At 69.1% G+C, this 26,337-nt stretch carries 22 protein-coding genes and 1 pseudogene; 8 read left to right on the top strand and 15 right to left on the bottom strand.

Features of this window, described 5'->3' with window-relative positions; genetic code table 11:
• Positions 1–4: 4 nt before the first annotated feature.
• The 5 genes from M1D56_RS00905 to M1D56_RS00885 are packed head-to-tail and all read right to left on the bottom strand — an operon-like array spanning position 5 to position 4,736.
• Positions 5–409 carry a Zn-ribbon domain-containing OB-fold protein gene (locus tag M1D56_RS00905; RefSeq protein ID WP_456284377.1) on the bottom strand — a complete coding sequence of 135 codons (405 nt, stop codon included), beginning with the start codon at positions 407–409 and terminating at the stop codon, positions 5–7.
• Complete coding sequence (locus M1D56_RS00900) at positions 406–1,536, bottom strand: thiolase family protein (RefSeq protein WP_456284376.1); 1,131 nt, start codon at positions 1,534–1,536, stop codon at positions 406–408. Before M1D56_RS00900 ends, M1D56_RS00905 begins: the two co-directional genes overlap by 4 nt.
• Before the next feature lie 34 nt (positions 1,537–1,570).
• Positions 1,571–2,782 carry a CaiB/BaiF CoA transferase family protein gene (locus M1D56_RS00895; RefSeq protein ID WP_456284375.1) on the bottom strand — a complete coding sequence of 404 codons (1,212 nt, stop codon included), beginning with the start codon at positions 2,780–2,782 and terminating at the stop codon, positions 1,571–1,573.
• Complete coding sequence (locus M1D56_RS00890; protein WP_456284374.1) at positions 2,779–3,903, bottom strand: CoA transferase; 1,125 nt, start codon at positions 3,901–3,903, stop codon at positions 2,779–2,781. Before M1D56_RS00890 ends, M1D56_RS00895 begins: the two co-directional genes overlap by 4 nt.
• A 17-nt stretch (positions 3,904–3,920) precedes the next feature.
• A complete protein-coding gene (locus M1D56_RS00885; RefSeq protein WP_456284373.1) occupies positions 3,921–4,736 on the bottom strand; it encodes an enoyl-CoA hydratase/isomerase family protein in 816 nt (271 codons plus the stop codon).
• Between the two features lie 182 nt (positions 4,737–4,918).
• Here M1D56_RS00885 and M1D56_RS00880 point away from each other — a divergent pair, with 182 nt between their 5' ends.
• The 3 genes from M1D56_RS00880 to M1D56_RS00870 all read left to right on the top strand — a co-directional run bounded on the left by M1D56_RS00880 (position 4,919) and on the right by M1D56_RS00870 (position 8,523).
• Positions 4,919–5,524, top strand: coding sequence for a TetR/AcrR family transcriptional regulator (locus M1D56_RS00880; RefSeq protein ID WP_456284372.1), 606 nt, complete (start codon positions 4,919–4,921; stop codon positions 5,522–5,524).
• A gap of 105 nt (positions 5,525–5,629) precedes the next feature.
• Positions 5,630–7,132, top strand: coding sequence for an aldehyde dehydrogenase family protein (locus M1D56_RS00875; protein ID WP_456284371.1), 1,503 nt, complete (start codon positions 5,630–5,632; stop codon positions 7,130–7,132).
• A 65-nt stretch (positions 7,133–7,197) separates the two neighbouring features.
• Positions 7,198–8,523, top strand: a complete 1,326-nt coding sequence (locus tag M1D56_RS00870; protein ID WP_456284370.1) for an FAD-binding protein — start codon at positions 7,198–7,200, stop codon at positions 8,521–8,523.
• 9 nt (positions 8,524–8,532) lie between these two features.
• Here the strand turns inward: M1D56_RS00870 and M1D56_RS00865 are convergent, their stop codons facing one another.
• The 3 genes from M1D56_RS00865 to M1D56_RS00855 are packed head-to-tail and all read right to left on the bottom strand — an operon-like array spanning position 8,533 to position 10,765.
• On the bottom strand, positions 8,533–9,189 hold the full coding sequence (locus M1D56_RS00865) for a TetR/AcrR family transcriptional regulator (protein WP_456284369.1): 657 nt from the start codon (positions 9,187–9,189) through the stop codon (positions 8,533–8,535).
• Positions 9,190–9,229: 40 nt separating this feature from the next.
• A complete protein-coding gene (locus tag M1D56_RS00860) occupies positions 9,230–10,483 on the bottom strand; it encodes an NAD(P)/FAD-dependent oxidoreductase (RefSeq protein ID WP_456284368.1) in 1,254 nt (417 codons plus the stop codon).
• A 6-nt stretch (positions 10,484–10,489) separates the two neighbouring features.
• Positions 10,490–10,765: a 2Fe-2S iron-sulfur cluster-binding protein gene (locus M1D56_RS00855; RefSeq protein WP_456284367.1), complete on the bottom strand. Its 276-nt coding sequence runs from the start codon at positions 10,763–10,765 to the stop codon at positions 10,490–10,492.
• Positions 10,766–11,025: 260 nt separating this feature from the next.
• On the opposite strand from M1D56_RS00855, the gene M1D56_RS00850 reads away from it, so the two are divergent.
• The 3 genes from M1D56_RS00850 (at position 11,026) to M1D56_RS00840 (ending at position 14,768) form a co-directional block, all read left to right on the top strand.
• The gene (locus M1D56_RS00850) at positions 11,026–11,904 is read left to right on the top strand and encodes an SDR family NAD(P)-dependent oxidoreductase (RefSeq protein WP_456284366.1); all 879 of its coding nucleotides are present in this window, start codon (positions 11,026–11,028) and stop codon (positions 11,902–11,904) included.
• Positions 11,905–12,021: 117 nt separating this feature from the next.
• Entirely contained in the window at positions 12,022–13,260 is a 1,239-nt protein-coding gene (locus tag M1D56_RS00845) for a cytochrome P450 (RefSeq protein ID WP_456284365.1), read from the top strand.
• An 86-nt stretch (positions 13,261–13,346) separates the two neighbouring features.
• Entirely contained in the window at positions 13,347–14,768 is a 1,422-nt protein-coding gene (locus M1D56_RS00840) for an FAD-binding protein (protein WP_456284364.1), read from the top strand.
• Between the two features lie 72 nt (positions 14,769–14,840).
• Here M1D56_RS00840 and M1D56_RS00835 read toward each other — a convergent pair whose 3' ends face one another.
• The 3 genes from M1D56_RS00835 to M1D56_RS00825 all read right to left on the bottom strand — a co-directional run bounded on the left by M1D56_RS00835 (position 14,841) and on the right by M1D56_RS00825 (position 19,044).
• A complete protein-coding gene (locus M1D56_RS00835) occupies positions 14,841–16,184 on the bottom strand; it encodes a family 43 glycosylhydrolase (protein ID WP_456284363.1) in 1,344 nt (447 codons plus the stop codon).
• A gap of 170 nt (positions 16,185–16,354) precedes the next feature.
• Complete coding sequence (locus M1D56_RS00830) at positions 16,355–17,779, bottom strand: SLC13 family permease (protein ID WP_456284362.1); 1,425 nt, start codon at positions 17,777–17,779, stop codon at positions 16,355–16,357.
• A 449-nt stretch (positions 17,780–18,228) separates the two neighbouring features.
• On the bottom strand, positions 18,229–19,044 hold the full coding sequence (locus M1D56_RS00825) for an SDR family NAD(P)-dependent oxidoreductase (RefSeq protein ID WP_456284361.1): 816 nt from the start codon (positions 19,042–19,044) through the stop codon (positions 18,229–18,231).
• Between the two features lie 76 nt (positions 19,045–19,120).
• Here M1D56_RS00825 and M1D56_RS00820 point away from each other — a divergent pair, with 76 nt between their 5' ends.
• Positions 19,121–19,717, top strand: coding sequence for a TetR family transcriptional regulator (locus M1D56_RS00820; protein WP_456284360.1), 597 nt, complete (start codon positions 19,121–19,123; stop codon positions 19,715–19,717).
• An 18-nt stretch (positions 19,718–19,735) separates the two neighbouring features.
• Here the strand turns inward: M1D56_RS00820 and M1D56_RS00815 are convergent, their stop codons facing one another.
• From M1D56_RS00815 to M1D56_RS00805, 3 genes and pseudogenes are all read right to left on the bottom strand, one after another.
• On the bottom strand, positions 19,736–20,653 hold the full coding sequence (locus M1D56_RS00815; protein ID WP_456284359.1) for an aminotransferase class I/II-fold pyridoxal phosphate-dependent enzyme: 918 nt from the start codon (positions 20,651–20,653) through the stop codon (positions 19,736–19,738).
• Between the two features lie 407 nt (positions 20,654–21,060).
• Positions 21,061–21,519: pseudogene (locus M1D56_RS00810) on the bottom strand (alpha-hydroxy acid oxidase); the annotation flags it as partial.
• 263 nt (positions 21,520–21,782) lie between these two features.
• A complete protein-coding gene (locus tag M1D56_RS00805; protein ID WP_456284358.1) occupies positions 21,783–22,355 on the bottom strand; it encodes a TetR/AcrR family transcriptional regulator in 573 nt (190 codons plus the stop codon).
• 50 nt (positions 22,356–22,405) lie between these two features.
• On the opposite strand from M1D56_RS00805, the gene M1D56_RS00800 reads away from it, so the two are divergent.
• Complete coding sequence (locus M1D56_RS00800; RefSeq protein ID WP_456284357.1) at positions 22,406–22,732, top strand: hypothetical protein; 327 nt, start codon at positions 22,406–22,408, stop codon at positions 22,730–22,732.
• Between the two features lie 9 nt (positions 22,733–22,741).
• On the opposite strand, the gene M1D56_RS00795 is transcribed toward M1D56_RS00800, so the two are convergent.
• On the bottom strand, positions 22,742–26,323 hold the full coding sequence (locus M1D56_RS00795; protein WP_456284356.1) for an ATP-binding cassette domain-containing protein: 3,582 nt from the start codon (positions 26,321–26,323) through the stop codon (positions 22,742–22,744).
• Positions 26,324–26,337: the final 14 nt, after the last annotated feature.

Here is a 26,337-nt window from a genome sequence, read left to right as displayed (position 1 = left end):
GGTGTCACCTGGCGGTGAACCGCACGAGCGTGACCTCGTCACTCGCGTCGTCCCAACTCGCGGTGACAGGCATGTCCACCTTCGCCTCGTCGGGGGCGATGTCGAGACGCACGGTGAAGACCGGCCCGTCGTCCGTCTTCACGCGGCCCACGACGTAGGGGATCTCGTCCTTCTTGCTCGGATCGAGAGCACGGTGGTAGACGATGTAGCTCCACAGCGTGCCGTTCGGCGAGATCTCCGCCCAGGTCTGGTTCGTCGACCAGCAACGAGGGCAGATCTCGTGCGCCGGGTAGCGCAGGTAACCGCAGTCGAGGCACTTCTGCGCGGTCAGGACGTGCCGCCTGGCTGCTTCCCAGAACGGGGCCGTCAGCGGGACGTCGGTGGCGGGGAGGTGGGGGTTGTCACTCACGGGTTCACTCCGATGATCGATGCGGCGCTCTTCAGGAAGGTCATCGTCGAGCAGTACAGGGCGAGTTCCGCTCCGGGCACCTGCCGGTCCGGCTCCACCGTGCCGCGCAGCTGCCGCACGGCCTCGACCATGTGGAGCCAGCCCCACATGTAGCTCTCCGAGAGCTGGCCGCCGTTCGTGTTCAGCGGCAGGTCGCCGCCGGGACGGATGTGCCCCTCGGCCGCCCACGCGGCCCCCTCGCCTTCCGGCGCGAAACCGTAGGCTTCGACCATCTGCAGGTTCCAGACCGCCGTCGGGTTCTGGATGTACAGCACGTCGATGTCGGACGGGGCGAAGCCGGTGTTCTTCCAGATGTCGGCCGCGGTGCCCTTCATGTTCGGGCGCATCAGGAAGTCGTCGAAGGTGTCGCCGGCGACCTCGGTGTTCTCCGCGATGCCGAGGATGTACACCGGCTTGTTCGGGTAATCCTTCGCCCGTTCTGCGGACGTCACGATCAGCGCGACGGCACCGTCGGAGATCATGGTGATGTCCTCCCGGCGCAGCGGCTCCACGAGGTACGGCTTGTTGAGGTAGTCGTCGATCGTCATCGGCTCCTGGAAGATCGCCAGCGGGTTGCGCTGCGCCCACTCCCGCTCCGAGACCGCGAACCATCCGAAGTCCTCCTCCTTCGTTCCGTACAGGGCCTTGTGACGCTGCATGGCGAGGGCGGCAGGGCCGGCGACGTGCACGAATCCGGATGCGCTCTCCAACGACGGAGCTGCCGCCGAGAAGTTGAACTTGCCCGATCGTGCGTTCGCGCCGTACACCAGCACGATCGTCTCGGCGAGCCCGGAGAGGATCGCCTGCGTGGCCAGATGCAGCGAGTAGTTGCAGGTGCCATAGTCCAGCGTCTGCGCATACTTCGGGCTCAACCCGAAGAGCGGCCCCACCTGGATGTCGATGTTGTTGCCCTGCACGGACTTGCACGTGATCAGGCCGTCGAGCTGATCCTTCGTGAGCTGCGCGTCGGTCAAGGCGGACTGGATCGCCTCAATCGAGAGCTGCTCGGCCGTCTTGCCGGGGAACGTGCCCTGGTCGGAATGGCCGACACCGACGATTGCGACCTTGCCGCGGATGTCCACTGTCATTTCTCTCCTCGTGTCGAGTCTTCTGATGGGTGAGTCAGCCCTGATGGGCGCCCACGGGCGCGGACACGACCGCTCGTTCCACGAGCGACGAGATCTCGTCCTGGTCGTACCCCAGTTCGCCGAGCACCTCGAACGTGTCCTCGCCGATGCGCGGGCCGTTGCGACGGATGCCGGTGGGACCGCCCTCGTCGAAGGCGACGGCCCAGCCGCGCTGGCGTTCGGTGCCTCCACCGGGTGCATCCACCTCCTGCCACCACTCGCGCTCACGGAGGTACGGGTCGTCGAGCAGCTGCTCGCCGCTGCGCACGGGCACCGCCAACACGCCCGCCGCACGCAGACGTGCCGCGCTCTCCGTGTCGGAGTGCGATGCCGACCACTCCTCGGTGGCGAGGCGCACGACAGCCGCGCGCGCCCCCTCGTCGTCGGCTCCCGACAGGTCGGCGCCGACCACCGCCGCGACCAGCTCGAGCTCGTCCGCCGAGCGAAGCGAGATGGCAACCCAGGCGTCGTCGCCCGCGCAGGGCGTCACCCACTCGATGCTGTCGGGGGTGCTGTTGCCGGTGGGAAGCGGGTTCTCGCCGGTGAGCGAGGTGCGCAGCACCTCGTCTCCCATGAGGGCGGTCACGGTCTCGCGCTGCGACAGGTCGAGCCATCGCGGCTGCCCATCGCGGCGCGACGCCAGCACCGCCGCGATCACGAGTCCCGGGGCAAGGGAGTTCGCCGTCTGGTCCGGGTAGTTGATGCGCGCACTCGACCAGATCGGGTTTCCTGTGTCGTACCCCGAGAACGACATGACACCGCCGAGGGCGTCCAGGGTCAGACCGAACGAGATGAGTCCGCTGCTCGGCCCGGTGACCCCCTGACTCGAGATCGAGGCCAGGACGATGTCGGGCTTGACGGCGATCAAGTCGCGGAAGCCGAGGCCCAGCCGCTCCACGACGCCCCGTCGGAAGTTCTCCGTGACCACGTCGCTCGTCGCGACGATCCGCTGCACGATCTCCAGTCCTTCAGGAGTCTTCAGATCGACGGCGAGGGCACGCTTGTTCCGGTTCGCGGTGCGAAACGGCGGGAAGGCGACGTCCTCGCCGATGTCACCGCCCATTCCCCCGCGATACAGATCGGGGCGCGTGACGCCCTCGATCTTGATCACGTCGGCACCGAAGTCCGCCAGCACCTGGGTGGCCGCCGCGCCGGCCGTCACGATCGTGAGGTCCGCGATGCGCAGGCCCTCCAGCAGCCCGCTCACGCGACGACGTCCTCACGCCCGAAGACCTGCCACGGGACGTCGGGAAGCAGTCCCGCGCCCGCGCCCGCGACCTCGACCGGCTCGAAGAAGCCGCGCGAGCGGTACTGGGGCGATTCGAACAGGTCGGTGACGGTCGCCACATACCCGGCGGGTATCCCGCGAGCCTGGGTCGCGTGGTAGAGGTCCTTCTTCGACATGGTCCTTGTCGTCTCCTCGATCAGCGCGACGAGCCGCGCCTGGTTCTCGATCCGGCCCTGAGGGGTGTCGAACGCCTCGTCATCCAGCCGGCTGTCGCCGATGATCTCCTTCATCACGCTCCAGTCGCGCGGAACGTAGAAGGCGGCGAAATGCCCGTCACGGCAGCGCAGAACGAGTGCGCCGTTGTCCTCGCCCCGGCGCTCACGACGCAGACCGGCCTGGACGAAGGTCGCGATCTTCCACTCGGCATGCGCCGCGGCCTCGTACTCCGACGTCGTGAAGCGAGATCCCTCGCCGGTGCGTTCCCGCGCGAAGAGTCCGATCATCACGCCGTCGAACATCAGCAGCGCTGCGATCGCCTGCAGCGGGTGGCCACCCAGCCGCACCGGCTCGCGGTCCAGATAGCCGATGAGCCGCATGAAGCCGCTTGCGGCCTGCAGCGCCAGCTCGTTCGATCGCAGGCCCGCGGCCTCCTCGCTCTCACCCCACGGGCTGATCCGGCCGATGACCGCCGCCGGAGCCAGCTGTGCCAGGCGCTCGGCCGACAGGCCGCGCTCGCGCCATTCACGGGCGGTGCCGGCGACCAGGATCACGTCGGCCGCCCGAAGCATCTCCTCGAGGGTGTCGCGGTCTGCCGCGGCATCGAGATCGATGTCGACGCGGCTCTTGCCGTCGCGCAGCCACACGGCCAACGCGGAGATCGGTGGCGTCCCGTCGCCCACGAAGGGGCCGGTGGTGTCGAGGACCCGGGGCTGTCCGGCCAGGGCGACCTGGGTGACCTGCGCGCCGAGCTTCGACAGGAGGCGGCCGCTCAGGGCTGTCGACACGGACTCCCCGAGCTCGACGACGCGCAGGGTGGGCGGCAGCAGCGCGGTCCGGCGGGGCGCCCGGGCCGCGGCGGCCGCGTAGGAGGATTCCGTCATCGTCGCGCTCCCGGTGCTCAGCGTCCCTGACCCGGGCCGCGCTCGCCCGAGAGGAACTTGGCGACGCCCTCCACCGCTTCCGGTGCCTGGGCACGGATGCTGCCGACGATCAGGCTGCTGTAGTCCTGGGCCTCGTCCCACGTCATCGACTGCACACGGTGGTAGGCGCGCTTGGAGGCGTCGAGGCTGTAGGCGTTGAACGCGGCGATGTGCTCGGCGAGCGCGATGGCCTCGTCGAGCAGCTCGGCATCCGGCACGACCTTGTTGACCAACGCCATCCGGAAGGCGGTCTGCGCGTCGGCGCGCCGCGAGGTGAAGATCAGCTCCGCGGCGTGCTTGGGAGCGATCCGCTTGATGGAGGCCGGCCCCGCCTGCATCGGCCAGCTGCCGAACCCCTGCTCCGGCATCGCGATCTGTGCGGATTCCGCCGCGATCGCGAGCTCGCACGTGTTGATGAGGGTGGACCCGCCGCCGAGCGCGTAGCCGTTGACCGCGGCGATGAAGATGGCGCGGTGCGCTCGGATCTCCGCCTGCACCTGCGTCCACGGGTGCAGCACCTGGGTGCCGTGCGCCTTGCTGAACTCCTCCATCGCCGCGGTGTTCTGCGGCGAGAGATCGACACCGGCGCAGAACGACGTGCCGGTTCCGGTGAGAACGACGACCTTCTTGTCGGCGACCTCCGTGAGCGCCTCACGGAGCCGCTTCATAGAGTCCATGCTCATCGCGTTGCGCTTCTCAGGGCGATTGATCGTGAGGACGGCGTAATCGCCTCGATCGTCGACGAGCACGAGCTCGTCGAAGGGCGTCGCGGTCTTGTCTGCGGAGTTCGGCATGGATGTACCTCTCGGGTCGTGCGCTCACGAGACGCGATCAGCCCTCGGGAGGAGGCCCTGCCGTCGCGTCATCGGAAGATCGGCGTGGGTGATGCAATGCACGATAGACACAACCAACCCAATCGGTCAACCGTTTGGTTGATATCTCTGCGGCGGCGCGGGAACTGCGTTACGGTTGCCCGATGATCGACAGCGACCCGCCGCCTCCATCACCAGCGCCCACCGCCAGGGAGCGCATTCTCCGCGCGGCCGCCGCGGAGTTCGCCGAGCACGGCTTCTCCGGCGCCCGGATCAACCGCATCGCACAGCTCGCGGATGTAAACAAGCAGCTGATCTACCACTACTTCGACAGCAAGGACGGCATCTACGCCGCCGTGCTGGGCGAGATGCTGACCTCGATGCACGACTCCATCGAGTCGGCATCCGGCATTCGCGAGTTCGCTCGCCGCCAGATCGGCGAGCCCGAAGCGCGCCGCGCCTGGTCGCGGATGGTCGCCTGGGAGGGACTCTCCGAGGATCGGCCGGTGATCTCCGCCGAAGAACGCCAGGAATCGATCCACCGCCAGGTGAACGCGATCCTGCGCATGCAGCGGGAGGGCAACCTCGCGACAGACGTCGATCCGCGGTTCGTGCTCGCGACCATCTACGCCGTGGGCATCGCGCCGCATGTGATCCCTCAGCTGGTCGACTTCTGCCTCGGTCCGGGAGCGGCCGAGTCCGAGGACACGATCACGGCTTGGGCCGACATGGTCACGCGAATGTTCACCCGGCGCGCCGAGGCGACCTGACGGAGAACCACCCCCGGTAACCAAACGGTTGACGACTGCCATTCGGCAGAGTAGGTTTCCCTCACACCGGGTGACGACGCCCGGTCTCGAGACGAGGGCAGTTCGATGACCATTGCAGACCAGCGGGTGGCCACCCGCTTTCCCGAGTTCGACCCCGAGCAGCGCTACGGGATGATCATCGACGGCGAGCAGGTTCAGGCCGCCGACGGTCAGACCTATCGCTGCGTCGACCCGTTCGAGGACGCCGAGTGGGGCTATATCCCCGTCGCCGGCGCCGCCGACGTCGACCGTGCCGTGCGCGCCGCGCGCGCCGCCTTCCCGGCCTGGTCCGCGATGTCGCCGTTCGCACGACTCGAGCTGTTCCGGCGGTGGGGCCAGCTCATCCGCGAGCACGCGTCCGAACTGGCGCGGCTGCAGGTGCACGAGAACGGCAAGACCATCACGGAGATGAGCATGGTCCCGGGGGCCCTCGCGCAGGGCGCCGAGTTCAGCGCGAACTACGCGCTGACGCTGCACGGCGAGACGGTCACGCCGATCATGCCGGGGCACACCGCCTGGACGGAGCGCGTCCCGATCGGCGTCGTCGCCGCGATCGCCCCCTGGAACAACCCGCTCGGCCTGCTCCAGTGGAAGCTGTTCGGTGCCCTGGCCTCCGGCAACACGATCGTCGTCAAGCCGTCGGAGGTGACGCCGGTGTCGACGATTCGGCTGATCGAACTGGCACTCGAGGCCGGATTCCCGCCCGGTGTCGTCAACGTCGTGACCGGCGCCGGAGCCACCGGCGCCGCTCTGGTCGAGCACCCCGGGATCGACAAGGTGGCCTTCACCGGATCGACCGCGACGGGCCGATCCATCGCCCAGGCGATCGCGCCTCGTCTCATCCGCGCGACGCTCGAACTCGGCGGCAAGGGAGCCAACATCGTCTTCGACGATGCCGACCTCGATCGCGCCGCCGAGGGCCTGCTCACGGGCATCATCGCCGGCACCGGACAGGCCTGCAATGCCGGATCGCGCATCCTGATCCAGAGCACTGTCCTCGATGACGTGCTGTCCCGGCTCGAGAGGCTCCTCTCCCAGGTCGTGATCGGCGATCCCCTGGACCCCGCGACGCAGATCGGTCCGCTCGCTTCGCGCCCGCAGTACACGAAGGTCACCGGCTACTTCGACATCGCGGAGGGTGAGGACACCACCGCTCTGCTCGTGGGTGGCCGCTGCGGCACGGATGTGCCCGGCGTCACGGGCGGCCTGTTCGTGGAGCCGTCACTGTACGCGACCCCCGATCGCGACTCGCGTCTTCGGCGCGAGGAGATCTTCGGGCCTGTCGGTTCCGTCATCGTGTTCGACACCGAGGATGAAGCCGTCGAGATCGCCAACGACACCGAGTTCGGTCTGGTCGGTGGCCTGTGGACGCGCGACCTCGATCGAGCCCGGCGAGTGTCGCGGCAGATCGACACCGGTGTCGTGTGGATCAACACCTGGCGCGCGTTCAGCCCCAACGTTCCCTTCGGTGGCCGGAAGGTCAGCGGCCTGGGACACGAGATGGGACTCGACATCTTCGACGAGTACACGGAGCCGAAGGCCTACTGGCACGGCCCCGACAACTCCTGACGTCGCCCGCGAAAGCGCATACCTCTCCGAACTCCGACTCCGCCGTACGAGGTCAGGAGCATGCGATGAGCATGGAGCGCACGGATGACGAGGGCCCCTGGGACCTGATCGTCGTCGGCCACGGGTTCGCCGGGCTGTCCGCCGCAGTGGCGTATCTCGAGGCGCGGCACGGAGCGACACCACGTGTGGCGGTGATCGACCGCGCGCGGCCCGACGAGCGGGGCGGTTCCACACGCTGGGCGCCTGCGAGCTTCCGTGCCACCGATGTCAGCGCAGCCCTGTCCGAGACGCTCGGCTGGCTGACATCCAACGGCGTCGGTCTTCGTCCGTTTCCCGGCTTCGCGCCATGGCGAACGACGGGCGACTGGCGCTCCCTCGTCGGAGAGGGACGCGGGTTCGTCGAGCGGTATCACGACCGTGCCACCCGGCTCGGCGCCCGGTTCTTCTACCAAACGGAGCTGCTCGGGTTGGGACGCGGCGCCGGCGGTGCAGTGGCCCGGGTCGAGGTGCGCGGCGCTGACCGCGAGATGGCGATGGACACGACTGCGGTCGTGCTCGCCTCCGGGGGCTTCGAGGGCGACCGGGAAGAGCTCGCACGCCGCGTCCCCGGGGGCGAGCGACTCGAACCCGCCTCCCCTGGTGCCCGGCTGAGCACGGGAGCGGGTCTCGCCGCCGCGACCGCGATCGGGGCGGCACGAACGAGCCGCCCCGACACGGCGGCGCTGCTTCCGGTCGATCCCCGCAGCGACCGCGTCGCACCGATCGTCGGCACGTGGCTCCGCGGAATCCTCGTCGATCTGGATGGCCGGCGCTTCCTCGACGAAGGCGAGGGCACCTTCGAGTCGCATGCCGACACGGTCGCGCGCGCGGTGCTCGCCCGAGGGGGGCTCGCGTTCGCCATCACGGACGCCACGGTGCGAGCCGCCACGCCGGCGAGCGCGGCATTGCAGCGCACCGATCAGCCTCCGATCAGCGCCGACTCGATCGCGGAGTTGGCCGATCGCCTCGGGATGGACGCCGCGGTGCTGGGACGAACCGTCGAGCAGTACAACGCCGCGACCCCCGCCGCGCTCCACGACGGCAGCCCGCTCGACGGCAATCGCACGACCGGCGCCTCGCCGAAGAAGTCGAGCTGGGCGCTTCCCCTGATCCAGCCGCCGTTCGAGGCGCTGCCGGTCGGCGCGCAAGTCGCCTTCACCACCGAGGGGCTCCGAGTGGATGACGCGGCGCGTGTCCTCGACGCACAGGGCGACGTCATCCCGGGCCTGTACGCGGCGGGAGCGATCGCAGGTTCCTTCCCCGATCACGCGCGCCCGACAGACGGATCCTTCCTGCACGCGATCCTCTCGGGTCGCCTCGCCGGCACGGCGGCGGCGGCGCAATGCCCGTGATCCGGATCTTCAGGCCCGCGAGCTGGGCGCCAACCGTTGAATGAGAGCGTCGACGAACGCGCTGTAGCGTTCATGGAAACGATCGCTGTCCGGCGCGTCATGGGTGATCATGCGCACCATCTGCGGCGCCGTGACGGGCCCCAGGGTGAGGAACAGGATCAGGAGGGAGACCAGCTCGGGATCCAGCTCCATCTCGACATCACCCCGGCCTTGGGCCCGCACCACGACCCGGGTGCTCTCGACGAGCGCACGCGAGCGCTCCTCCTCCAGGACGGCATGTCCGGTGTCGGAGATGCCCTCTCGTACGATCAGGCGAAGCCAGGGGTTGTCGGGATTCCGCCGGGGCCAGTCGGTGATGTCACGCACCCAATCGGCGAACGTCTGAGAGCGCAGGTCCGCCCAGATCTCCTGGGTGATGTCGACCACCTTCGCCATCACGGCATCCCGCAGGCCGTCCTTGCTTCCGAAGTAGTAGTAGACAAGTGACTTGTTGCAGCCGACCGCCTTCGCGATGTCCTCCACCGTGACGGCGCTGATGCCGCGCACACTGAATTGGTTCGCGGCCTCCAGGAGGATCTCCTCCCGACGGAGTCGACCACGTTCGCGCAGAACGCGGTCGTCCGTCGTGGTGGCATTCGGTCGGGACTTCGGGCGCTGGGTCGGCATGTCGATTCCCCACCCTACAGATGCAGGTGAAGGGACGGGCTCACGCAGCGCTGGAGACGGCGAGGAACGTGCGCAACGGGACATCCGGATCCGCGAGCACCGCCGGGTCCAGGACGGCCTTCGATTCCACGAGCTTGCGCGAGAATGCGAAGTCACCGGGAGCGCCCACGATGTCGGCGGCGATGAGCCTGCTCTCCGCGAGGTAGAACACTTCGAGCTTGCGGCCATCTCCCGGCGCACCGCGCACGACGACCCTGTCCGCGGTGGCGCTGAGACCGACCGACTGGAGCTTGAGGTCGTACTGGTCCGACCAGAACCACGGAAGGGCCGAGTAGGTCGACTCCTCCCCCAGGATGCTCCGTGCGGCGTGCCGCGCCTGCTCCGACGCGTTGGGGGCGGACTCCAGGCGCCGCAGACCGCCGTGCTGCGGGCACGGATGCCGGGAGACATCGCCGATGGCGTAGACCCCGGGAAGCGACGTGCGCAGCTGACCGTCCACGACGATGCCGTTGTCGACGAGCGCCCCGGCACGCTCTGCGAGCGCAGTGCGCGGCGTGACGCCGATGCCGACGAGCAGGAAGTCGATCTCGAGCGCCGATGCGTCGTCGAAGACGACGGCCGCGACGTCACCGTGCGCATCCGTGCGGAAACCGGCGATCCGTGCGCCGGTCCGGATGTCCACACCCTCATCCCCGTGGACGCGCTGGAAGAACTCGGACACGGGTGCGGATGTCACGCGTGCCAGAACGCGATCGGCGGCTTCCAGGATCGTCGTCTCCACACCGGCGCGCCGGGCGGCCGAGGCGATCTCCAGCCCGATGTAGCCGCCGCCGATGATGGCTGCACGGGCGCCGGGGCGAAGGAACTCCTGCAACCGGAGGGTGTCATCGAGGGTGCGCAGCGTCAGCACGTTCGAGGCACCGCGCAGCTCCGGGTGCGGCAGCATCCGAGCCTGGGAGCCCGTGGCGATGATGAGCGAGTCGTACGGGATCGTGTCGCCGTCGTCCAGCTGAACAGTCCGTCCCGGCGCGTCGATCTCGGCGACCGAGCGCCCGACGCGCAGATCGATGTCCTCCCGCACGTAGAAGTCGTCGGTGCGGAGGGCGATCTCTCCGAGCTGGGCGGTGCCGGCCAGAATGCCCTTCGAGAGCGGCGGGCGCGAGTAGGGCGATGCGTGTTCGTCGCCGACGATGGTGATCGGCGCGTCGCTCCCCGCCATTCGCAGGGCGGCGGCGGCATCCACTCCCGCCTGCCCCGCCCCGACGACCACAATGCGATCAGTACGCTGCGCCATGGCAGATCACTGGACCTCGGGCACGGTGACGACGAGCCCGTCCGTGTCGGCCTCGCACCGGATCTGGCACGAGAGCCGGCTGAAATCCGTGGGCTCTGCGGCGGTGACCTGCAACATGTCCTCTTCTTCGGGGCTGCGCCCCCCGAGGCGATCGAACCACTCGGGGGCGACGAACACGTGGCAGGTCGCGCACGAGAGCTCGCCGCCGCACTCGCCGATGATGCCGGGCACCAGGTTGTTGAGCGACGCCTGCATCACAGAGGTGCCGTCCTGGGCTTCCACTACTCGGCGCTCCCCGCCGGGCAGCACGTATTCAACTCGCGACATGGGTATCCGGACCTCCTCGTCCGTCGGCCGCGACGTTCGATCATCGCGGCAAAATTAACTCGTGGGTTAGTTTCTAGCGCACTTGTCCCGGGTTCGCCACACGTGTCGCGAGATTTTTCTTGACCCGTGCGTTGCATTAGCGCTGAACCTGGCGTAGCTTCGCTCCAGGCAGCCCGCACATCGGAGTGGGGCGAAACATCTGCTGGGAGGCAGTGATGACCGATCTTCACGGTGCAGTGACCGTCGTTACGGGCGGAGGAAAAGGGGTCGGCCTCGGCCTGGCTCTCGAGGTGGCGCGACGCGGTTCGCGCGTTGTGATCGCTTCGACATCCGACGCCAGCGGCGCCGTGGAGGAGATCCGCGCCGCCGGGGCGGAAGCCGACTGGTTCCAGGTCGACGTGTCGGACCGCGCACGGGTGCAGGAGCTCGCAGCGTTCACGCGCGAGAAGTACGGCCCGGTCAACATCCTCATCAACAACGCCGCCGGCGGCGACAGCGCGGGCTCGATCATCGACAACGACCCGGAGGGGCTCCAGCGGGCGCTGAACATCAACGTGCTCGGCTACGTGTGGACCATCCAGGCGTTCGCGGAGGACCTGCGCGCGAATGCCGCGCAGGGCGCGCCCGCGTACATCCTGAACGTCGGGTCCGAGCACTCACTGGGCGTGCCGCCGCACGTGGTGCCGCTGAGCGCCTACACCGTCACCAAGCAGGCCGAGCTGGCGCTCACCGAGGTCGTCCGCCGGGACCTCGCGGACACCGGCATCGTGGTGTCGCTCGTCGCCCCCGGCTGGGTTCTCACCGAGCAGATCAGAGAGCTGATCTCGGCATCCGAGGACTTCGCCGCGGCAGTCACTCCGTACGCGCAGGAGACCAGCGAGGTCGCGCGGATCGCAGTCGAGGGGCTGCTGTCCGGGCGCGAGCTCATCGTCACGAACCCGAAGTCCGTGCCGTTCGCGAAGGAGCGAGCCCACCGCATGCTCGGCGACCTGAGCTGGGCCGAGCACCGCGAGGAAGCGGCCGAGGCCTGGTCGCACGACGGCACCGGCGACGCCGGCAAGTGCCCGGTCGCCCACACTCTCGGTCTGGCGTAGCGCCGGCCAGATCCCACGCGCCGCGGCGGATCCGCCCCGACCTCACACCTCATCACCCCCACGCAGCTCGCCATCGGCGAGCCCGCACCTGTCACGTCACCATTCAAGGAGGAAGAAATGACACCATCGACCGTCGTGGACGAGGTCATCCCCGATCTCAGCGACCCGCAGACCTTCGTCGAGGGGGTCCCCCACGAGGGATTCCGTCGGCTTCGCGAGCGAGAGGGGCTGTATTGGCAGCCGACGGAGATCTCGCCGTCCCGAGGCGGCTACTGGGCGGTGACGCGGTTCCAGGACATCCAGGCCGTCGAGAAGGATCTCAGCGCCTTCACGTCGACGCACGGTGTCTCGTACCCGCTGATTTACCCGTTCCCGGCGCCGGCCCCGATGAACGACAACCTCATGTTCACCGATCCGCCGCGGCACACGGGCCTTCGCCGCGCGGCGGCTGCGGGGTTCGGCCCGCGCGTTGTGGCGAACTTCGACCCGTGGGTGCGCGAGATCGTTCGCGAGGCCATCGCCGACATCGAGTCGCTATCGGAGTTCGACTATGTCGACAAGTTCGCGCGCACCATTCCGGCCTACGTGATCGCCCGCGTCCTCGGCAGCCCGCGCGAGGACCGCGAGCGCATCGTCGACTGGACGATCCGCCTCTTCGCGGCCGGCCAGGAGACCGGCGACGGCACCGAAGCCCAGATCGCGCTGGTACAGAGCGTCCAGGAGGAGATCCAGGCGTACTGCGCCGAGATGCAGGAGCGGAAGCGGGCCGAACCCGCGGACGACATGTTCACCGCACTGTCCAAGATCGCCGACGCCGGCGACATCACTCAGTCCGAGTTCCTCCAGTGGACGCTCCTCATCCTGGCCGCCGGTTTCGAGACCACTCACACGGCCATCGGCCAGTCGATGAGGATGATCCTCGAGGACGACGAGATCCGGGCTGCCACGGACCGCGCCATCGAGGAGGGCAGCAGCGGAAGGCTGGCGGACGAGTTCATCCGCCTCATCACGCCGGCGATGCAGATGGCGCGCCTGGCCACGCGCGATGTGGAGGTTGCGGGCACCCAGATCCGCCAGGGGGACGCAGTGGTCCTGTACTTCACCTCGGCCAATCGGGACGAGACGGTCTTCTCCGACCCCGACACCTTCAACCCGTGGCGCACGGAGACGGCCACGCTGGCCTTCGGCAGCGGGATCCACCGATGCATCGGCTCCTATCTCGCGAAGCTCGAGGTTCAGATCCTGTTCGAGGAACTGCATGCCGCCGGCATCCGACTGCGCTTGAACGGCGAGCCGAAGCGGGGATGGTCCAACTTCATCAACCAGCTGCAGGAGCTGCCCGTCGCGCGAGTCTGACTGGACCCTGCCAGGTGAGGTGCCGGGCTACAAGGCGCGGCGTTTCTGCCATCCAACCACCCGAACTGAGACAAAGGAGTTCTCATATGTCCCTGTCCAGCACTTCCGACATCCGCGGACCGTGGGATGCGGTCGTCGTCGGCCACGGCTTCGCCGGCCTGACGGCGGCGAAAGCGCATCTCGAAGCGGCCCGCGCCGAGGGCCGGACCGCTCGCGTCGCGGTCTTCGAGCGCGCGCCGTACGCGCAACGCGGCGGCTCGACCCGATGGACCACGGCGGTGCTGTCCCTCACCGCCGAGCAGGAACTCATCCCGTTCTGGGGAGAGCGCGTGCGCGAGACGGCGGGCGAGCTCGCGAACGAGGCGTACATCGAGGCGTTCTACCGCCTCGTTCCCGAGACGCTGGAGTGGCTCCGGGAGAGCGGCATCTCGTTCGACGAGTATCACGGCATGTGGAGCGTGCACGGTGGCGGAGCGTCCGTCGTCGACGCCTTCCCCGATCAGATCCGCGCGCTTGGCGGCGAGATCTTCTATGACACGACCGCTCTTGGGCTCGTGCGTGGGGATGGCGGACGAATCGCGGGCATCGACGTGCGCGATACCTCTGGCGCCACGGTGCGCGTCGAGACCCGGGCGGTGATTCTCGCGAGCGGAGGCTTCGAGGGAGACCACGAGTGGCTCACCCGCTACATCCCGGAGGCCTACAAGCTGCGCACGGTGTCTCCGGGCACGCGAAACAACCGCGGCGACGGGATCCGCATCGCTGTGGAGGTGGGTGCCGACACCGCCGGCCAGTTCGACGGTGCGCATGTCGAGCCCTGCGACCCGCGCTCTGACGACATCGAGCCGCTGGTTCCCGCCTACTGGTGGGGCATCCTGGTCAACCGGCAGGGCGAGCGATTCATGGACGAGGCCGCCGAGCTGCAGATGATCCACTTCGACACCGTCGGCAACACGATCCTGCGCACGCAGGGCAACCTTGCGTACGCGATCGTCAGCGACCCTCAGTCGAGGCTCATCGCCCGCATCCCGGGCGTGCGCCAGACCGACATCGACCCGATCGTGGCCGACTCGATCGAGGAGCTCGCCGAGAAGCTCGACATCGATCCCGGCCGTCTCCGCCGCACCGTCGACGAGTTCAACGCCGCGACGCCCGACCCCGCGGGCTTCGACCCCACGGCCCTGCTCGACGGCCTCGGTACGACGGGAATCGCCCCACCGAAGTCGAACTTCGCCACAGCGCTGACGGACGGCCCCTTCCGGGCCTGGCCGGTGGCCGGTCAGATCTGCTTCACCTACGGCGGTCTCCGCGTGGACGGAGACACGCACGTTCTCGACGTCTTCGGCCGCCCGATCCCCGGCCTGTACGCCGCAGGCGAGATCGCCGGAGTGTTCTACGAGCAGTATCCGGCGGGCACCTCGGGCCTGCGATCGATGACGTTCGGACGGTGGGCAGGGCTGACCAGCTCCCGAGAGTCGGTGCCCGAGCCCGTCGGCTCGGGGGCGTGAGCCCGTCCCGCGCAACGAGGCGGCCGGTCACCTTCGGGTGGCCGGCCGCCTCTCCATGCTCCGCGTGGCTTGTCAGGCGAGCGAGAGCGAGCGGAGCTGAACGTCTGATCCCGACCGCAGCGTGATCGTGACCTCGTAGCGTCCCGGTCCCACCGGGCGCGCGAGGTCGAATGCGCGCGAACCGGACGTCAGCGCGTGCACTGTCGCATGCGCCCCCAACCGGATCTCGAGAAGCGCCGCACCGTGGGCGTCGACTGTCGCCCGGGTGAGGTCGCGATCGCTCACGAGGTATCGGAACGTGCCCGATGCGCCGCCGCCCGGCAGGTGGAGCTTCTCCTGCCCAGCGGCCGACGGGCCGACGTACGCGCCCCCGGAGACCTGGCACGCGCGCCACGCCTCGATCGCCTCTCCCGGGGCGTGAGGGGCGCCCACACCCTGGGACGTCATCGGCACCTCAGCGATCGATCCGTCCGGCGCGATGGTGATCGGCTCGACGCAGAGCCGGCGTCTGGCCATCGAGTTGCCGCTCGAACGGTGGTAGAACACGTACCACCTGCCGTCGACCTGCTCGATCGAGCCGTGGTTGTTCCACGACTGCGGATCGCACCCGTCGTTGTCGATGATGACGCCGCGGTATGTGAAGGGTCCGAGGGGGCTCTGGGCGGTCGCGTAACCGAGGCTCGTGGGCCTTCCGCGAGAGGTGTCCGCGAAGACGAGATAGTACGTGTCGCCGATCCGCCGCATGGAGGAGCCCTCGTGGAAGTGATGCTCTTCCTCGGTGATCAGGTTGTGCACGACCGCGCGGGTGTCGAAGCCGCGCATGTCGTCGTTCAGGCGAACGCCGCTGGCACGGAACTGCCCCCAGTAGTAGTACGCAGAGCCATCGCGGTCCACGAAGACGGCCGGATCGATGCCGGTGGCGGGCAGCCGCACGGGGTCGCGGAAGGGTCCTTCCGGCCGATCGCTGACCGCCACGCCCTCGCTGTCGTCGGACAGGTCGAAGAAGAGGTGATAGCGACCGTCCTTCTCGATGCAGTCCGGCGCGAACAGCGCGGGCCGCGGAGCATCCCGGCCCGCCTTCATCATGCGCTGAAAGGCCGGCCAGACGCCGCTGCGGCGCATCTGGAGCCCGGTCTTGACGAGGTGCTTGGCCTTGGTCCAGCGCCCCAGAGTCGCCACCGGCGACGTGGCAGCCGGCACCGCCTCCCACTGCTCCTTGTCGATCGCGAACGACGTGTCGTGCACGGTCCAGTCGCAAAGGTCAGACGTGGACACGACGCGGTACTCGTTGCTGCAGTACACGTCCTCGTGCCGATCGAGGCTCCCGTACACATACAGGCGACCATCCGGCATGACATGCGCTTCGCCGTCGGGGATCCAGACGTCGGGAGGGAGAACAGGATTGTGGCCGTGCATGGATGCCTCTCGCGGGTGGTGATCAGGCGGGCGTGACGCGACGTCCGCTCGGGAACGCGTGCTTCCTGCGCGCCATCCGCGATCCACCACCCCCACTTCGCTTGCGCGCGCTAGCGGCTCATTCTCGCAAGATCGCCTCCGGAAGGCAAGCCACACCCGGCTCGTTGTCGTCACGGCAACCAGTGCGGCAGCACGAAGACCGCCCAGGTGGCGGCCGGCGCGAGCAGGATGAGCACGCCAGTGTAGCCCAGCAGCTTTCGCTCGTACACCTTCACGTCGACGCCGTGCGAGTTGGCCAGCACCATCGCCCCGTAGGTCGAGAAAGGGCTCACATCGACGATGGTGGCGCAGATGGCGACGGCGACGATGGTTCCGATGACGCTGACGTCACCGCTCTGGAGGAACGGCAGGACCAGCGGGATCAGGATGCCGATGATGCCGAGCGACGAAGCCACCGACGAGACGGCCGCGGCGATGTAGCAGCAGATCAGGATCGCGAGGACCGGGCTCCCCACCGCTCCCACGCCCTCCGCGATGATGGCGACCGTGCCCATCTCCTGCATGAGGCCCACATACGTCAGCACACCGGCCACCAGCAGGAGCGTCGGCCAGGCGACGAAGCCGACGGATCTGCCACGGATCTCACCCGAGTGGACGAGCAGCAGCGCAACCGCGATGATCAGCGAGGTGAAGCCGAGGTCGGTGTTGAATGCCGTCACCACGGTCACGAAGACGATCAGCGCGATCAGCGTCGCGATCTGATGGAACGAGGGACGCTGGATCCGCGACCGCCCCGGCTTGAGCTCGGTGGCGATGGATGCCGTCGCCTGAGTGGCGACGGCATCGCCCCCGCTCTCCCCGCCTGCCCCCTGATGCACCCCGGCGCCGCCACCGGAGATGCGACCTGTCGCATCGACCTTCAGCCCGGACGAACCGGCGACGGGCGACGTGCTCTCGACAGACGCCTCACCGAACGCGGCGTCGAGGTCGTCTTTACGGCCCAGGATGCCCCGTCCCCCGAACGCTCGGAAGCCGATGATCGACGCGAGCGTGTTGAAAGCCATCACGCACACATAGAGCACCCACGGTTCCGGCGTGAGCCCGAAACGCTCCATCATCCCGTTCACCACCACGCCGTACGGCGTGATCGGCGAGAACGCGCCGGCCTGGGCACCGTGCACGACCATAAGACCGATCAGGACCGGGTTCAGCGTGTATCGGGTGATGAACTTCGCTCCGATCCCTGCGAGCAGAGGCACTGCGCCCGGACCCATGGTCGACATCAGCGCGCTGATCAGGAAGAGGATCCACGGCAGGAACGCAACCCTCCCCCGCACCGCTCTGACGCACAGGCCGACGATCCAGTCGACTGTGCCGTTCGCCTGCGCGACGCCCAGGAGCATCGTGGTCCCCACGAGGATCACGAACAAGTCGACGGGGAACAGCGCGAGCAGATCGGCGGGAGGCTTTCCGAGCAGGACGGTGCCGATGATGAAGGTGGCGATGAGGGCGAGGGCCCCCAGGTTGATGCGAAGCACGGTGCCCATCGTGAAGAAGACCAGCAGCGCGACAATGGACCACATCTCAGGCGTCATTACCTGGACCTCTCTGGCAGCGACGACGGAGACGTCGTCGGGTCGACAGCGTTGTCTGAAGCGGCTTCACCGGTGCGCGGATGTACGGACCCAGCCGCGCCTCGCTGGAGTTGGCAGCGATGTAACCATACGGTTGATCTTCGCGTCAATCATTGGAGGTGATCCGGTAGTCCGCGGATCGAGCCGATCGAGTCTCACAAACGGGCGTGGTCACCTCCGCGGTCGCACCCAGGCAATAGATAGACCTGATCAATGGCCTTTTCCAGCAGCAGACACGCGCCGGAGCTCTCCATGAAGCGCCCGAACGCCGCCCGCCCCACCGCCTGGGGGCGGCCCGCCCGATTCCGGAAAGTGACCAACTGGTTGGCCCGAAGGAAGTCGATGGCAACATGCGCGTGCGCCCCCGTGACCGAAGTCGCGGGGACGCACAGACGGCGGTCGGGTCTCCGTCAGCCGTTGGCCTCGACGGAGAGCCACTCCCACTGCTTCCACGTGGCGAGACGCTGGTCGTACAGCCACGGCACGATCTGCGTGGGCTGCGTGCCGAAGAGCACGCGCAGCGGCGGCTCCTCCGCGTCGACGATCTTCAGGATCGCGGGGCCGGCGGCAACCGGATCGCCCAGGTTCGCATTCGCCGCCCCCTCGGCCATGCCCTTCCGGAGGGCGTCATACTGTGGCTGCGGCGCGGCGTGCACGGCACTGCTGCCCGCCCAGTCGGTCGAGAAGCCTCCCGGCTCGATCAGCGTCACCTTGATGCCGAACGGTGCAACCTCCTGTGCGAGCGACTCGCTGAGACCCTCGAGCGCCCACTTCGATGCGTGATAGCCGCCGAGCGACGGGAACGCGGCGATTCCACCGATCGTGGAGATCTGGATGATGTGCCCGGATCCCTGCTCGCGCAGGAAGGGAAGGGCGGCCTGCGTCACGAAGAACGCCCCGAACAGGTTGACCTCCAGCTGAGCACGCAGCTGCTCGGTGGAGATCTCCTCGACCGCGCCGAACAGACCGTACCCGGCGTTGTTGACGACGACGTCGAGACGCCCGAATCGACCGACGGCCGCCGCGACGGCATCGCGCACCGCAGCCTCGTCAGTAACATCGAGCGTCAGCACCAGCAGGTTGTCCCCGTATTCATCCACAAGATCCGCGATCACCGCGGTGTCGCGCACGGTGGCCGCGACGCGGTCGCCGCGCTCGAGCGCGTTCTTGGTAAATTCGCGCCCGAAGCCTCGCCCCGCACCCGTAATGAACCAGTTCTTGCTCACAGCGCCTCCTCGGTGTCGCACTCGGCGTCTTAACTGACACCCGGTGTCAATGCTGACTCGCAGGTACACTACGGGCATGAGCGCAGAACCGCAATCCCCGTCGATCCGCGATCGCACGCGGCGCGCCGTGCGCGGCGAACTCGTCGAGGTCGCCCTGCGGCTGTTCGTCGAGCAGGGATACAACGAGGTCCGCGTCGACCAGATCGCGGACGCCGCGGGGATGTCGAAGCGGACGTTCTTCCGCTACTTCCCCAGCAAGGACGCGCTCCTGCTCGGCAAGTACGACAAGCTCGGCGAGGATCTTGCGGCCGCCTTGGCCGCGCGGCCCGCAGATGAGCCGGCATGGCGGGCCCTTCGGCGCATGTTCGATGGCGTCGTCGACTACATCTCCGACCCGGGTCGCGCCGCCCAGGCGGAAGCGATCGACCACATCATCCAGTCATCCGACGTCCTCCGCGCGGGCTACCTCGAACGGATGCAGCGCGCACAGGAGCGCATCGTCTCCGTCGTCCTCGAACGGGCCCCGGGAACCGTCGGGGAGCTGGAGGCAGCCGCCGCGGTCGCCGCCGCCTTCTCGGCGCTGTCCACGGCACACCTGCACGCGGCGCGCTCCTCGATGCCCCTGGCCGAAGCTCTCGACATGGCGATGAGCGCGATCTCCGCGATCTCCTGAGCGGGTCGGGCGGCGACCTCAGGGCCGCCAGGACGCCAGGAAGTTGCCGAGCCGCTCGACGGCCTCTGAGACGACGCGCACCTCGGCCAGCGTGACCATGCGGACATGGTCCGTGCCCGGCCAGTTGAAACCCGAGCCCTGCACGAGCAGCACGTGCTCGGCGACGAGGAAGTCGCGCACGAATGCGGCGTCGTTAGGAATCTCGTACACGTCCGGATCGAGCCGTGGAATGCGTAGAGTGCGCCGCGCGGTTGCACACACGACACCCCGGGAATCGCCTCCAGCCCTGCCCACGCCGCGCTGCTCATGCAGCCGGCCTGTCGGGGCGATGAGCGCGTCGATGGACTGCACACCCGACAACGCGGCCTGCGCGGCGAACTGCGCCGGCATGTTCGGGCACAGTCGCGTGGATGCCAGCAGGCTGATGCCGTGCAGGAAGCCCGCGGCGTGCTCACGGGGGCCGGTGATCACCAGCCACCCCGACCGGTACCCCGCGACGCGGTAGGTCTTGGACAGTCCGTTGAAGGTCAGACACAGGAGGTCGGGAGCGACGGTCGCCATGGGCACGTGCACCGCGTCGTCGAACACGATCCGGTCGTAGATCTCGTCGCTCAGCAGCAGCAGCGAGTGCTCGCGCGCGATCTCCGCGATGCCCTCGAGCACCTCACGCGAGTACACGGCGCCCGTGGGGTTGTTGGGGTTGATGACGACGATCGCCTTGGTGTTGGCGGTCACCTTCGATCGGATGTCCTCGAGGTCCGGTTGCCACTCCCGCGATTCGTCGCATAGGTAATGCGCCGGCGTCCCGCCGCCAAGGCTCGTCATCGCCGTCCACAGGGGGTAATCCGGAGCGGGGATCAGCACCTCGTCGCCGTCGTCGAGCAGCGCCTGCATCGTCATCGTGATCAGCTCGGACACACCGTTGCCCAGGTACACGTGATCGGGGTCGACCGGGGGGGGAAGCCGGGCTCCTGCTCGTATCGCGCCGAGACCGCGCGGCGCGCGGAGAGGATGCCACGGCTGTCGCCGTATCCGTGCGCATGGGGCACCGACGCGATCATGTCGCGCACGACCTTATGCGGAGCCTCGAAGCCGAACACCGCGGGGTTGCCGATATTCAGCTTGATTCACCCCATGACCCTCGGCCTCAAGGCGCTCCGCCTGAGAGAGCGCCTCTCCCCGGATCTCGTACAGGACGTTCCGCAGCTTCGCCGCGCCGCAGTCGTGGAGGTATGGCAGTCATGGGATCCCGTCACTATCAACCAAACAGTTGAAACATATCGACTATGCCCGTCTCCCACCAACCTGGCGCGAGAGTCCGCGCAATGAACGCGACAGCCCGACTACAGGACGGGCGCCATCCGGGTGACCTGGGTGACGTGGCGCGGCTCGAGATCGTCGAGGGAGCTGACGCCGAGCAGCTTCATGGTGCGCTCGATCTCGGCGCGCAGGATCACGATGGTGCGGTCAACGTCGGCGCGTCCGCCCGCCATGAGGCCGTAGAGGTAGGCGCGGCCGATCAGGGTGAACTTCGCGCCCAGGGCGATCGAGGCGACGATGTCGGCGCCGTTCATGATGCCCGTGTCGATCATCACCGTGGCGTCCCGGCCCACCTCGCGCACGACCTTCGGCAGCAGGTGGAACGGGATGGGAGCCCGGTCGAGCTGACGCCCGCCGTGGTTGGACAAGATCAGCCCGTCCACGCCCATGTCGATGACCTTCACCGCATCCGGCACGTTCTGCACGCCCTTGATCACGATGTTGCCCGGCCACATCTCGCGGATGATCGCGAGGTCATCGAAGAATTCCCGTAGCCCTCCTCAAATAGGTTCCTCGCGCATCGACACCTCCTTCGCACGGGCTCTCGGTCGTGCGCGTAACCCACGCACAGGCGGCGGTGCGGGTGTGCGAGAAACTCGTCTCAACTAGATTGAGAGCGCCGAGCGACGAGCAGGTGAACGCGGGGCAAGGGTGCCAGTCTCAACTAGGACTTTCTGTCTCACCTAGCTTGAGAACTGACATCCACAAGGTCATCCTGCGTCGATGCCGCACTCGAGAGAGCCGCTCACGCGTTGTCGCCGAGCACCACAGCCACGGCTTCCGCGACCTGCACGCGGCTCTCCTCAGCCGTCGGCTCCGCGTCGAGTCCGAGCAGCCGGCGCCGATGGCGTTCCCCGAGAAGGAGCGAGAACAGCAGCGGCGCGGACTCGGGCGAGCCTCCGGCGTCGACCAGCTGCTTCGCGAGGAAGGCCTGCGCCACGGCGGGGCCGTTCGCGTAGAACTCCCTCGCGAGTTCCGGGAACGAGACTGCGGCGGCGATGACGACGCGGTGCAGGGCGACGGCCTGGTCGGTCATCAGGGAGCGATGGACCGCTTCCGCAGCCTGAACCAGGTCGGACGGCTCGCTCTCCGGTTCCGTGTACCGGTGCTGCCGCCGAACGACGGCGCAGAAGATGGCGCTCTTGTCGCCGATCGAGTCGTACAGAGTCCGCTTGGCGATGCCCGCCATTCCTGCGACCGCATCGAGTGAGACCGCTTCGTATCCGCGCGAGAGGAAGAGCTCGGTCGCGACCTCCAGCACACGCTCCTGACGCTTCGCGCGCTCATCCGCCGTGGGCCGCCCTCGCTTGCTCGCCATGAGGGCACGGTACCATAATGACACGACAGCGTTTCATTACAGCAGGAGGTGTGGCGACCGTGGACGTGATCTGCCATGTGGCGATAGAGGACGACTGGGGGATGAGCCGGGGGTTCGGCCAGTACGAGGTCTCCAAGCGCGGCGTCCCCCTCGACGACGCGGGCTATGTTCGCGCGACGACCCCGGAACGCGTGGCCGAGGTGGTGCGCGACGGCTATGCGGACCTGTCGCTCCCGCTTCTGCGCATCGATCTGAGCCTGGCGGGACTGGAGCGCGCGGGGGTCCCGGTCGAGTGGCACGACGGCGACCCTCGCGTGGTCGGTCCGATCCCGATGGACCCGGACGTCGTCGTCGGCGAGGAGCCTCTGAAGCCCTGAGCGCGCGCCTCACCCCGCCAGGTGCGCCCACCGCGGCGCCAGCTCGCGCCAGGGGCCGACGGCCGCGACCTCGCCGTCGGACAGCACGACCACGCGATCCGCTCGGGCCAGCGCGGCACGCTTGGAAGTCGCGCCGATGACGGTCGCACCGCGATCGCGCAGCGCCTGCCAGAGCTCGATCTCCGTGCGCGCATCGAGCGCAGACGACACGTCGTCCGCGAGCAGGAGCTCGGCGTCAGCCGCGAGCGCCCGCGCGAGCGCGAGCCGCTGCACCTGCCCGCCCGACAGACGCACCCCGCGGTGCCCGACGAGCGCGTGGGCGCCGCCCGCCTCGCGGACGTCCTCGCTGAGCCGGGCGCTGTCGATCGGGCCGTCGACGTCGCGCTCGTGATCGAGGCGCACGTTGTCGGCGAAGGTGCCGCTGAGGACGCGCGGCACCTGGGCGACATGCGCGACCTGGCCGGGGCGGAGGAACTCCTGCGCATCGGCGATCTCGACGCCGTTCCACCGGATCTCGCCCGTGTGCTCCATGAGCCCCGCGAGCGCGGCGAGCAGGCTCGACTTGCCCGATCCGACCTGCCCGAGGAGCAGGACCAGCTCGCCTCGGCGCACCTCGAGATCGACATCCGTCACGCCGAGCGTGCCGTCGTCGTGCACCGCGCTCACCCCGCGCAGCTCGAGCGCCTGCAGCGGCGCGCGACCCGTCGCGGGCGGCTCGGGCGCGGTCCCCGCGACGAGGTCGACACCGGGCACCGGATCGACGAGGTCGACGCCGCCCGCGAAGCGCGCGGTCGCCTGCTGCCAGCTGCGCGTGCCCGGCGCCTCGGTGACCACCGCTCCCGCGACGACGCCGAACCATCCGAAGCCCGTGACCGCGTTCGCGACCAGGAGGGTGGTCGCGAGATCCCAGACGCCGGAGAGGAATGCCGCCCATGCGGCCACCGCTCCGATGTGCAGGGCGACGATCGGGACGCCGTCGAGGACGGCCTGCACGCGGTGCTCGAAGATCGCCGCGCGCACGCGGCCGCTGTCGACCTCCTGGAGATGACGGTGCACCTCCGGCGTGCGGGCGGCGAGCTTGACCGTGCGCGCGGCATCGAGAGCCGAGACGAGGGAGCGCCCGAATCGCGCGCGGGCAGCCGAGGAGCGGGTCGCCGAGCGACCGGCGATCGGCCGGCCGACGGCGGCCGCGAGCGCGGAGACCACCATGACCGCGAGCAGCACGCCGCCCGCGAGCCAGGAGCGCGACACGAGCGCCGTGACCGCGGCGATGACCAGGCCGTTCACGAAGTCGACCCAGCGGTCGGCGTACATGACGTAGCGGTCGGCGTCCATCGCGCGCGCGACGATCTCGCCGGCGGGAGTCGTCGGCAGCCGGTGCTGGCGGGTCTGGCCGTACATGACGCGCATGCGGACGCGCAGCAGGTTCTCGACCCACCAGCTCGGGTAGAGGTAGATCGCCCGACCCAGCGCGAGCGGGCTGAGCAGCATCAGCACCACGAGCCCGAGGAGAAGGGCCGACGGCAGCTCGCCCGCCTGAAGCGCCTCCACGATCCGCCCCCAGAGGAAGCCGGTCAGCGCGCCCTGCGCCGCGGCGAGCGCCGACACGAGGAAGAGCGCCGCGCCCGCGATGCCCCACTGGGGCCGGACGAACAGCACATGCAGGATGCCGCGCGCGAGCGACGGCCCATCGCCGGGCTCCGAGAGCGCGGGCGGAGTGCCGGTGCGGCGCCGCGTGCCGACGCCGGCCGCGGCGTCGGGAGCCGCCGCCGGGGCATCCGCCTCCGCGCCATCCGGCTGCGCGTCGGGCGCGGCGTCGTCGATCTGACCGTCGGACGCTGCCGCCTCGCGCAGGCGGCGGAAGGGGCCATCCGCCGCCGCGAGAGCCTCGCGCGGCCCCTGCTGGACGATGCGCCCATGATCGAGAACGGCGACGAGGTCGGCGCGCTCGATCGTCGTGAGGCGGTGCGCGACGAGCACCCCCGTCCGCCCCCGCAGCAGCCGCTCGGACGCCGCGACCACGCGCGCCTCGGTGAGCGGGTCCATCCGCGCCGTCGCCTCGTCGAGGACGACCACCTGGACGTGGCGGACGAGCAGGCGCGCGAAGGCGACGAGCTGCTCCTCGCCTGCGGAGAGCGCAGTTCCCCCCGGCCCGAGGGCGGTGTCGAGCCCGTCGGGCAGCCCGGCGACCCAGTCGGCGATGCCGAGCTCCGCGACGGCCGCCTCGATCTCGCGCCGGTCGACCGGGGCGAACAGCGCGATGTTCTCCGCGAGCGTGCCCGACAGGATCTCGGTGCGCTGCGTCACGACGCCGACGGCGGCGCGCAGCCTCTGCAGATCCAGGTCGCGCACATCGACGCCGCCCAGCAGCACCGTGCCGCGCGGCGGCTCCTGCGCGCGCGAGATCAGCGCGGCGAGCGTCGACTTGCCCGACCCCGTCCGCCCCACGAGCGCCACGGTCTGCCCGGCCGGCACGTCGAGCGACACCCCGGCGAGGGCGAACGCGCCCTCCTCATAGGCGAAGTCGAGGTCGCGCACCTCCAGACCGACCTGGCCGGGCGGCACGTCGAGGCCGCCCACCGGCTCGGGCTCCACCTCGAGCATCTGCCGGATGCGGATGAGCGCGCCGATGCCCTCCTGGATGTCCGGCAGGTGGTGGACGAGGTTCGACACCGACCCGACGAGCAGGGCCGTCGCGAGGAAGAGCGTGACGAGCTGCTCCACGGGGAGGCTGCCGCCGAAGGCGAGCACGGCTCCGGTCACCGCGACGCCGCCCAGCAGGGCGTGCAGCAGCACCTCCGCCCGGTTGATGAGCCGCATCTCGAGGCCCGTCAGCGTGCGGAGCCGCGCGTGCACGACGGCCGAGATCTGCGCGAGGCGCCGCACCGCGAACGCCTGGCCGAGGCTCGTGCGGAGGTCGTTCCGCGCAGCGACCGCCTCCTCGAACGCGGCGGCGTGGTCGGTCCACGCCTCCTCCTCCGCGACCTTGCGCAGGGCGATCTCGCGCAGCAGCGGGCGGGCGACGAGCGCCACGATCACGCCGAGGACGGGGAAGAGGATCCACGCGGGCCACCACGTCGTGCTCGCCACGATCCACAGCGGCACGACGCCGACGAGGGTCCGCCCGGCTCCCCACAGCTGACGCCGCACGAGCGAGCCGACCGCGCGCGTGTCGTCGTCGACGCGGTCGAGCACCTCGCCCACCGCCTGCTCCGACAGCACTGCCAGGGGCTGGCTCATCGCGGCCGTGAGCAGATCGCCGCGCAGGCGCCCCTCGGCGCGGTCGACGACGCCGGCCCACAGGACCTGCCCGACGCTGTCGACGACCGCGCCGCCGACGACGCACAGGGCGAAGAGGAGCAGCGCGTCGACCGTGGGGTCGCCCGAGAGGCGCCCCGCGATCACGGTCCCCGCGGCCTGGCCGGTCGTGCCAGCGACGAGCAGGACGATCGCGGCGAACGCAGCGGGCCCGCCCAGCCGACGCCAGCCCAGTCGGCGCCAGGCAGGGCGCTCGGATGCGCTCCGCGCCGCGTCAGCGGGACGACGGGGGCCGGAGGGCGCGGGAGAATCGGGAGAGGCTGCGTCGGACATCACCGCCAACGCTA

The sequence above is a fragment of the Microbacterium sp. JZ101 genome (genome assembly GCF_053903175.1).
Note: the sequence above shows the minus strand (reverse complement) of the source record. Positions and strands in the feature narration are given on the sequence as shown.

What these genes read in the sequence shown, in the direction of transcription:
- M1D56_RS00875 (WP_456284371.1), top strand. Translation starts at nt 5,630, where the DNA reads ATGACCATTGCAGACCAGCGGGTGGCCACCCGCTTTCCCGAGTTCGAC.
- M1D56_RS00830 (WP_456284362.1), bottom strand. Translation starts at nt 17,779, where the DNA reads ATGACGCCTGAGATGTGGTCCATTGTCGCGCTGCTGGTCTTCTTCACG.
- M1D56_RS00885 (WP_456284373.1), bottom strand. Translation starts at nt 4,736, where the DNA reads ATGCCGAACTCCGCAGACAAGACCGCGACGCCCTTCGACGAGCTCGTG.
- M1D56_RS00850 (WP_456284366.1), top strand. Translation starts at nt 11,026, where the DNA reads ATGACCGATCTTCACGGTGCAGTGACCGTCGTTACGGGCGGAGGAAAA.
- M1D56_RS00835 (WP_456284363.1), bottom strand. Translation starts at nt 16,184, where the DNA reads ATGCACGGCCACAATCCTGTTCTCCCTCCCGACGTCTGGATCCCCGAC.
- M1D56_RS00840 (WP_456284364.1), top strand. Translation starts at nt 13,347, where the DNA reads ATGTCCCTGTCCAGCACTTCCGACATCCGCGGACCGTGGGATGCGGTC.
- M1D56_RS00845 (WP_456284365.1), top strand. Translation starts at nt 12,022, where the DNA reads ATGACACCATCGACCGTCGTGGACGAGGTCATCCCCGATCTCAGCGAC.
- M1D56_RS00805 (WP_456284358.1), bottom strand. Translation starts at nt 22,355, where the DNA reads ATGGCGAGCAAGCGAGGGCGGCCCACGGCGGATGAGCGCGCGAAGCGT.
- M1D56_RS00860 (WP_456284368.1), bottom strand. Translation starts at nt 10,483, where the DNA reads ATGGCGCAGCGTACTGATCGCATTGTGGTCGTCGGGGCGGGGCAGGCG.
- M1D56_RS00795 (WP_456284356.1), bottom strand. Translation starts at nt 26,323, where the DNA reads ATGTCCGACGCAGCCTCTCCCGATTCTCCCGCGCCCTCCGGCCCCCGT.
- M1D56_RS00865 (WP_456284369.1), bottom strand. Translation starts at nt 9,189, where the DNA reads ATGCCGACCCAGCGCCCGAAGTCCCGACCGAATGCCACCACGACGGAC.
- M1D56_RS00880 (WP_456284372.1), top strand. Translation starts at nt 4,919, where the DNA reads ATGATCGACAGCGACCCGCCGCCTCCATCACCAGCGCCCACCGCCAGG.
- M1D56_RS00820 (WP_456284360.1), top strand. Translation starts at nt 19,121, where the DNA reads ATGAGCGCAGAACCGCAATCCCCGTCGATCCGCGATCGCACGCGGCGC.
- M1D56_RS00870 (WP_456284370.1), top strand. Translation starts at nt 7,198, where the DNA reads ATGAGCATGGAGCGCACGGATGACGAGGGCCCCTGGGACCTGATCGTC.
- M1D56_RS00900 (WP_456284376.1), bottom strand. Translation starts at nt 1,536, where the DNA reads ATGACAGTGGACATCCGCGGCAAGGTCGCAATCGTCGGTGTCGGCCAT.
- M1D56_RS00890 (WP_456284374.1), bottom strand. Translation starts at nt 3,903, where the DNA reads ATGACGGAATCCTCCTACGCGGCCGCCGCGGCCCGGGCGCCCCGCCGG.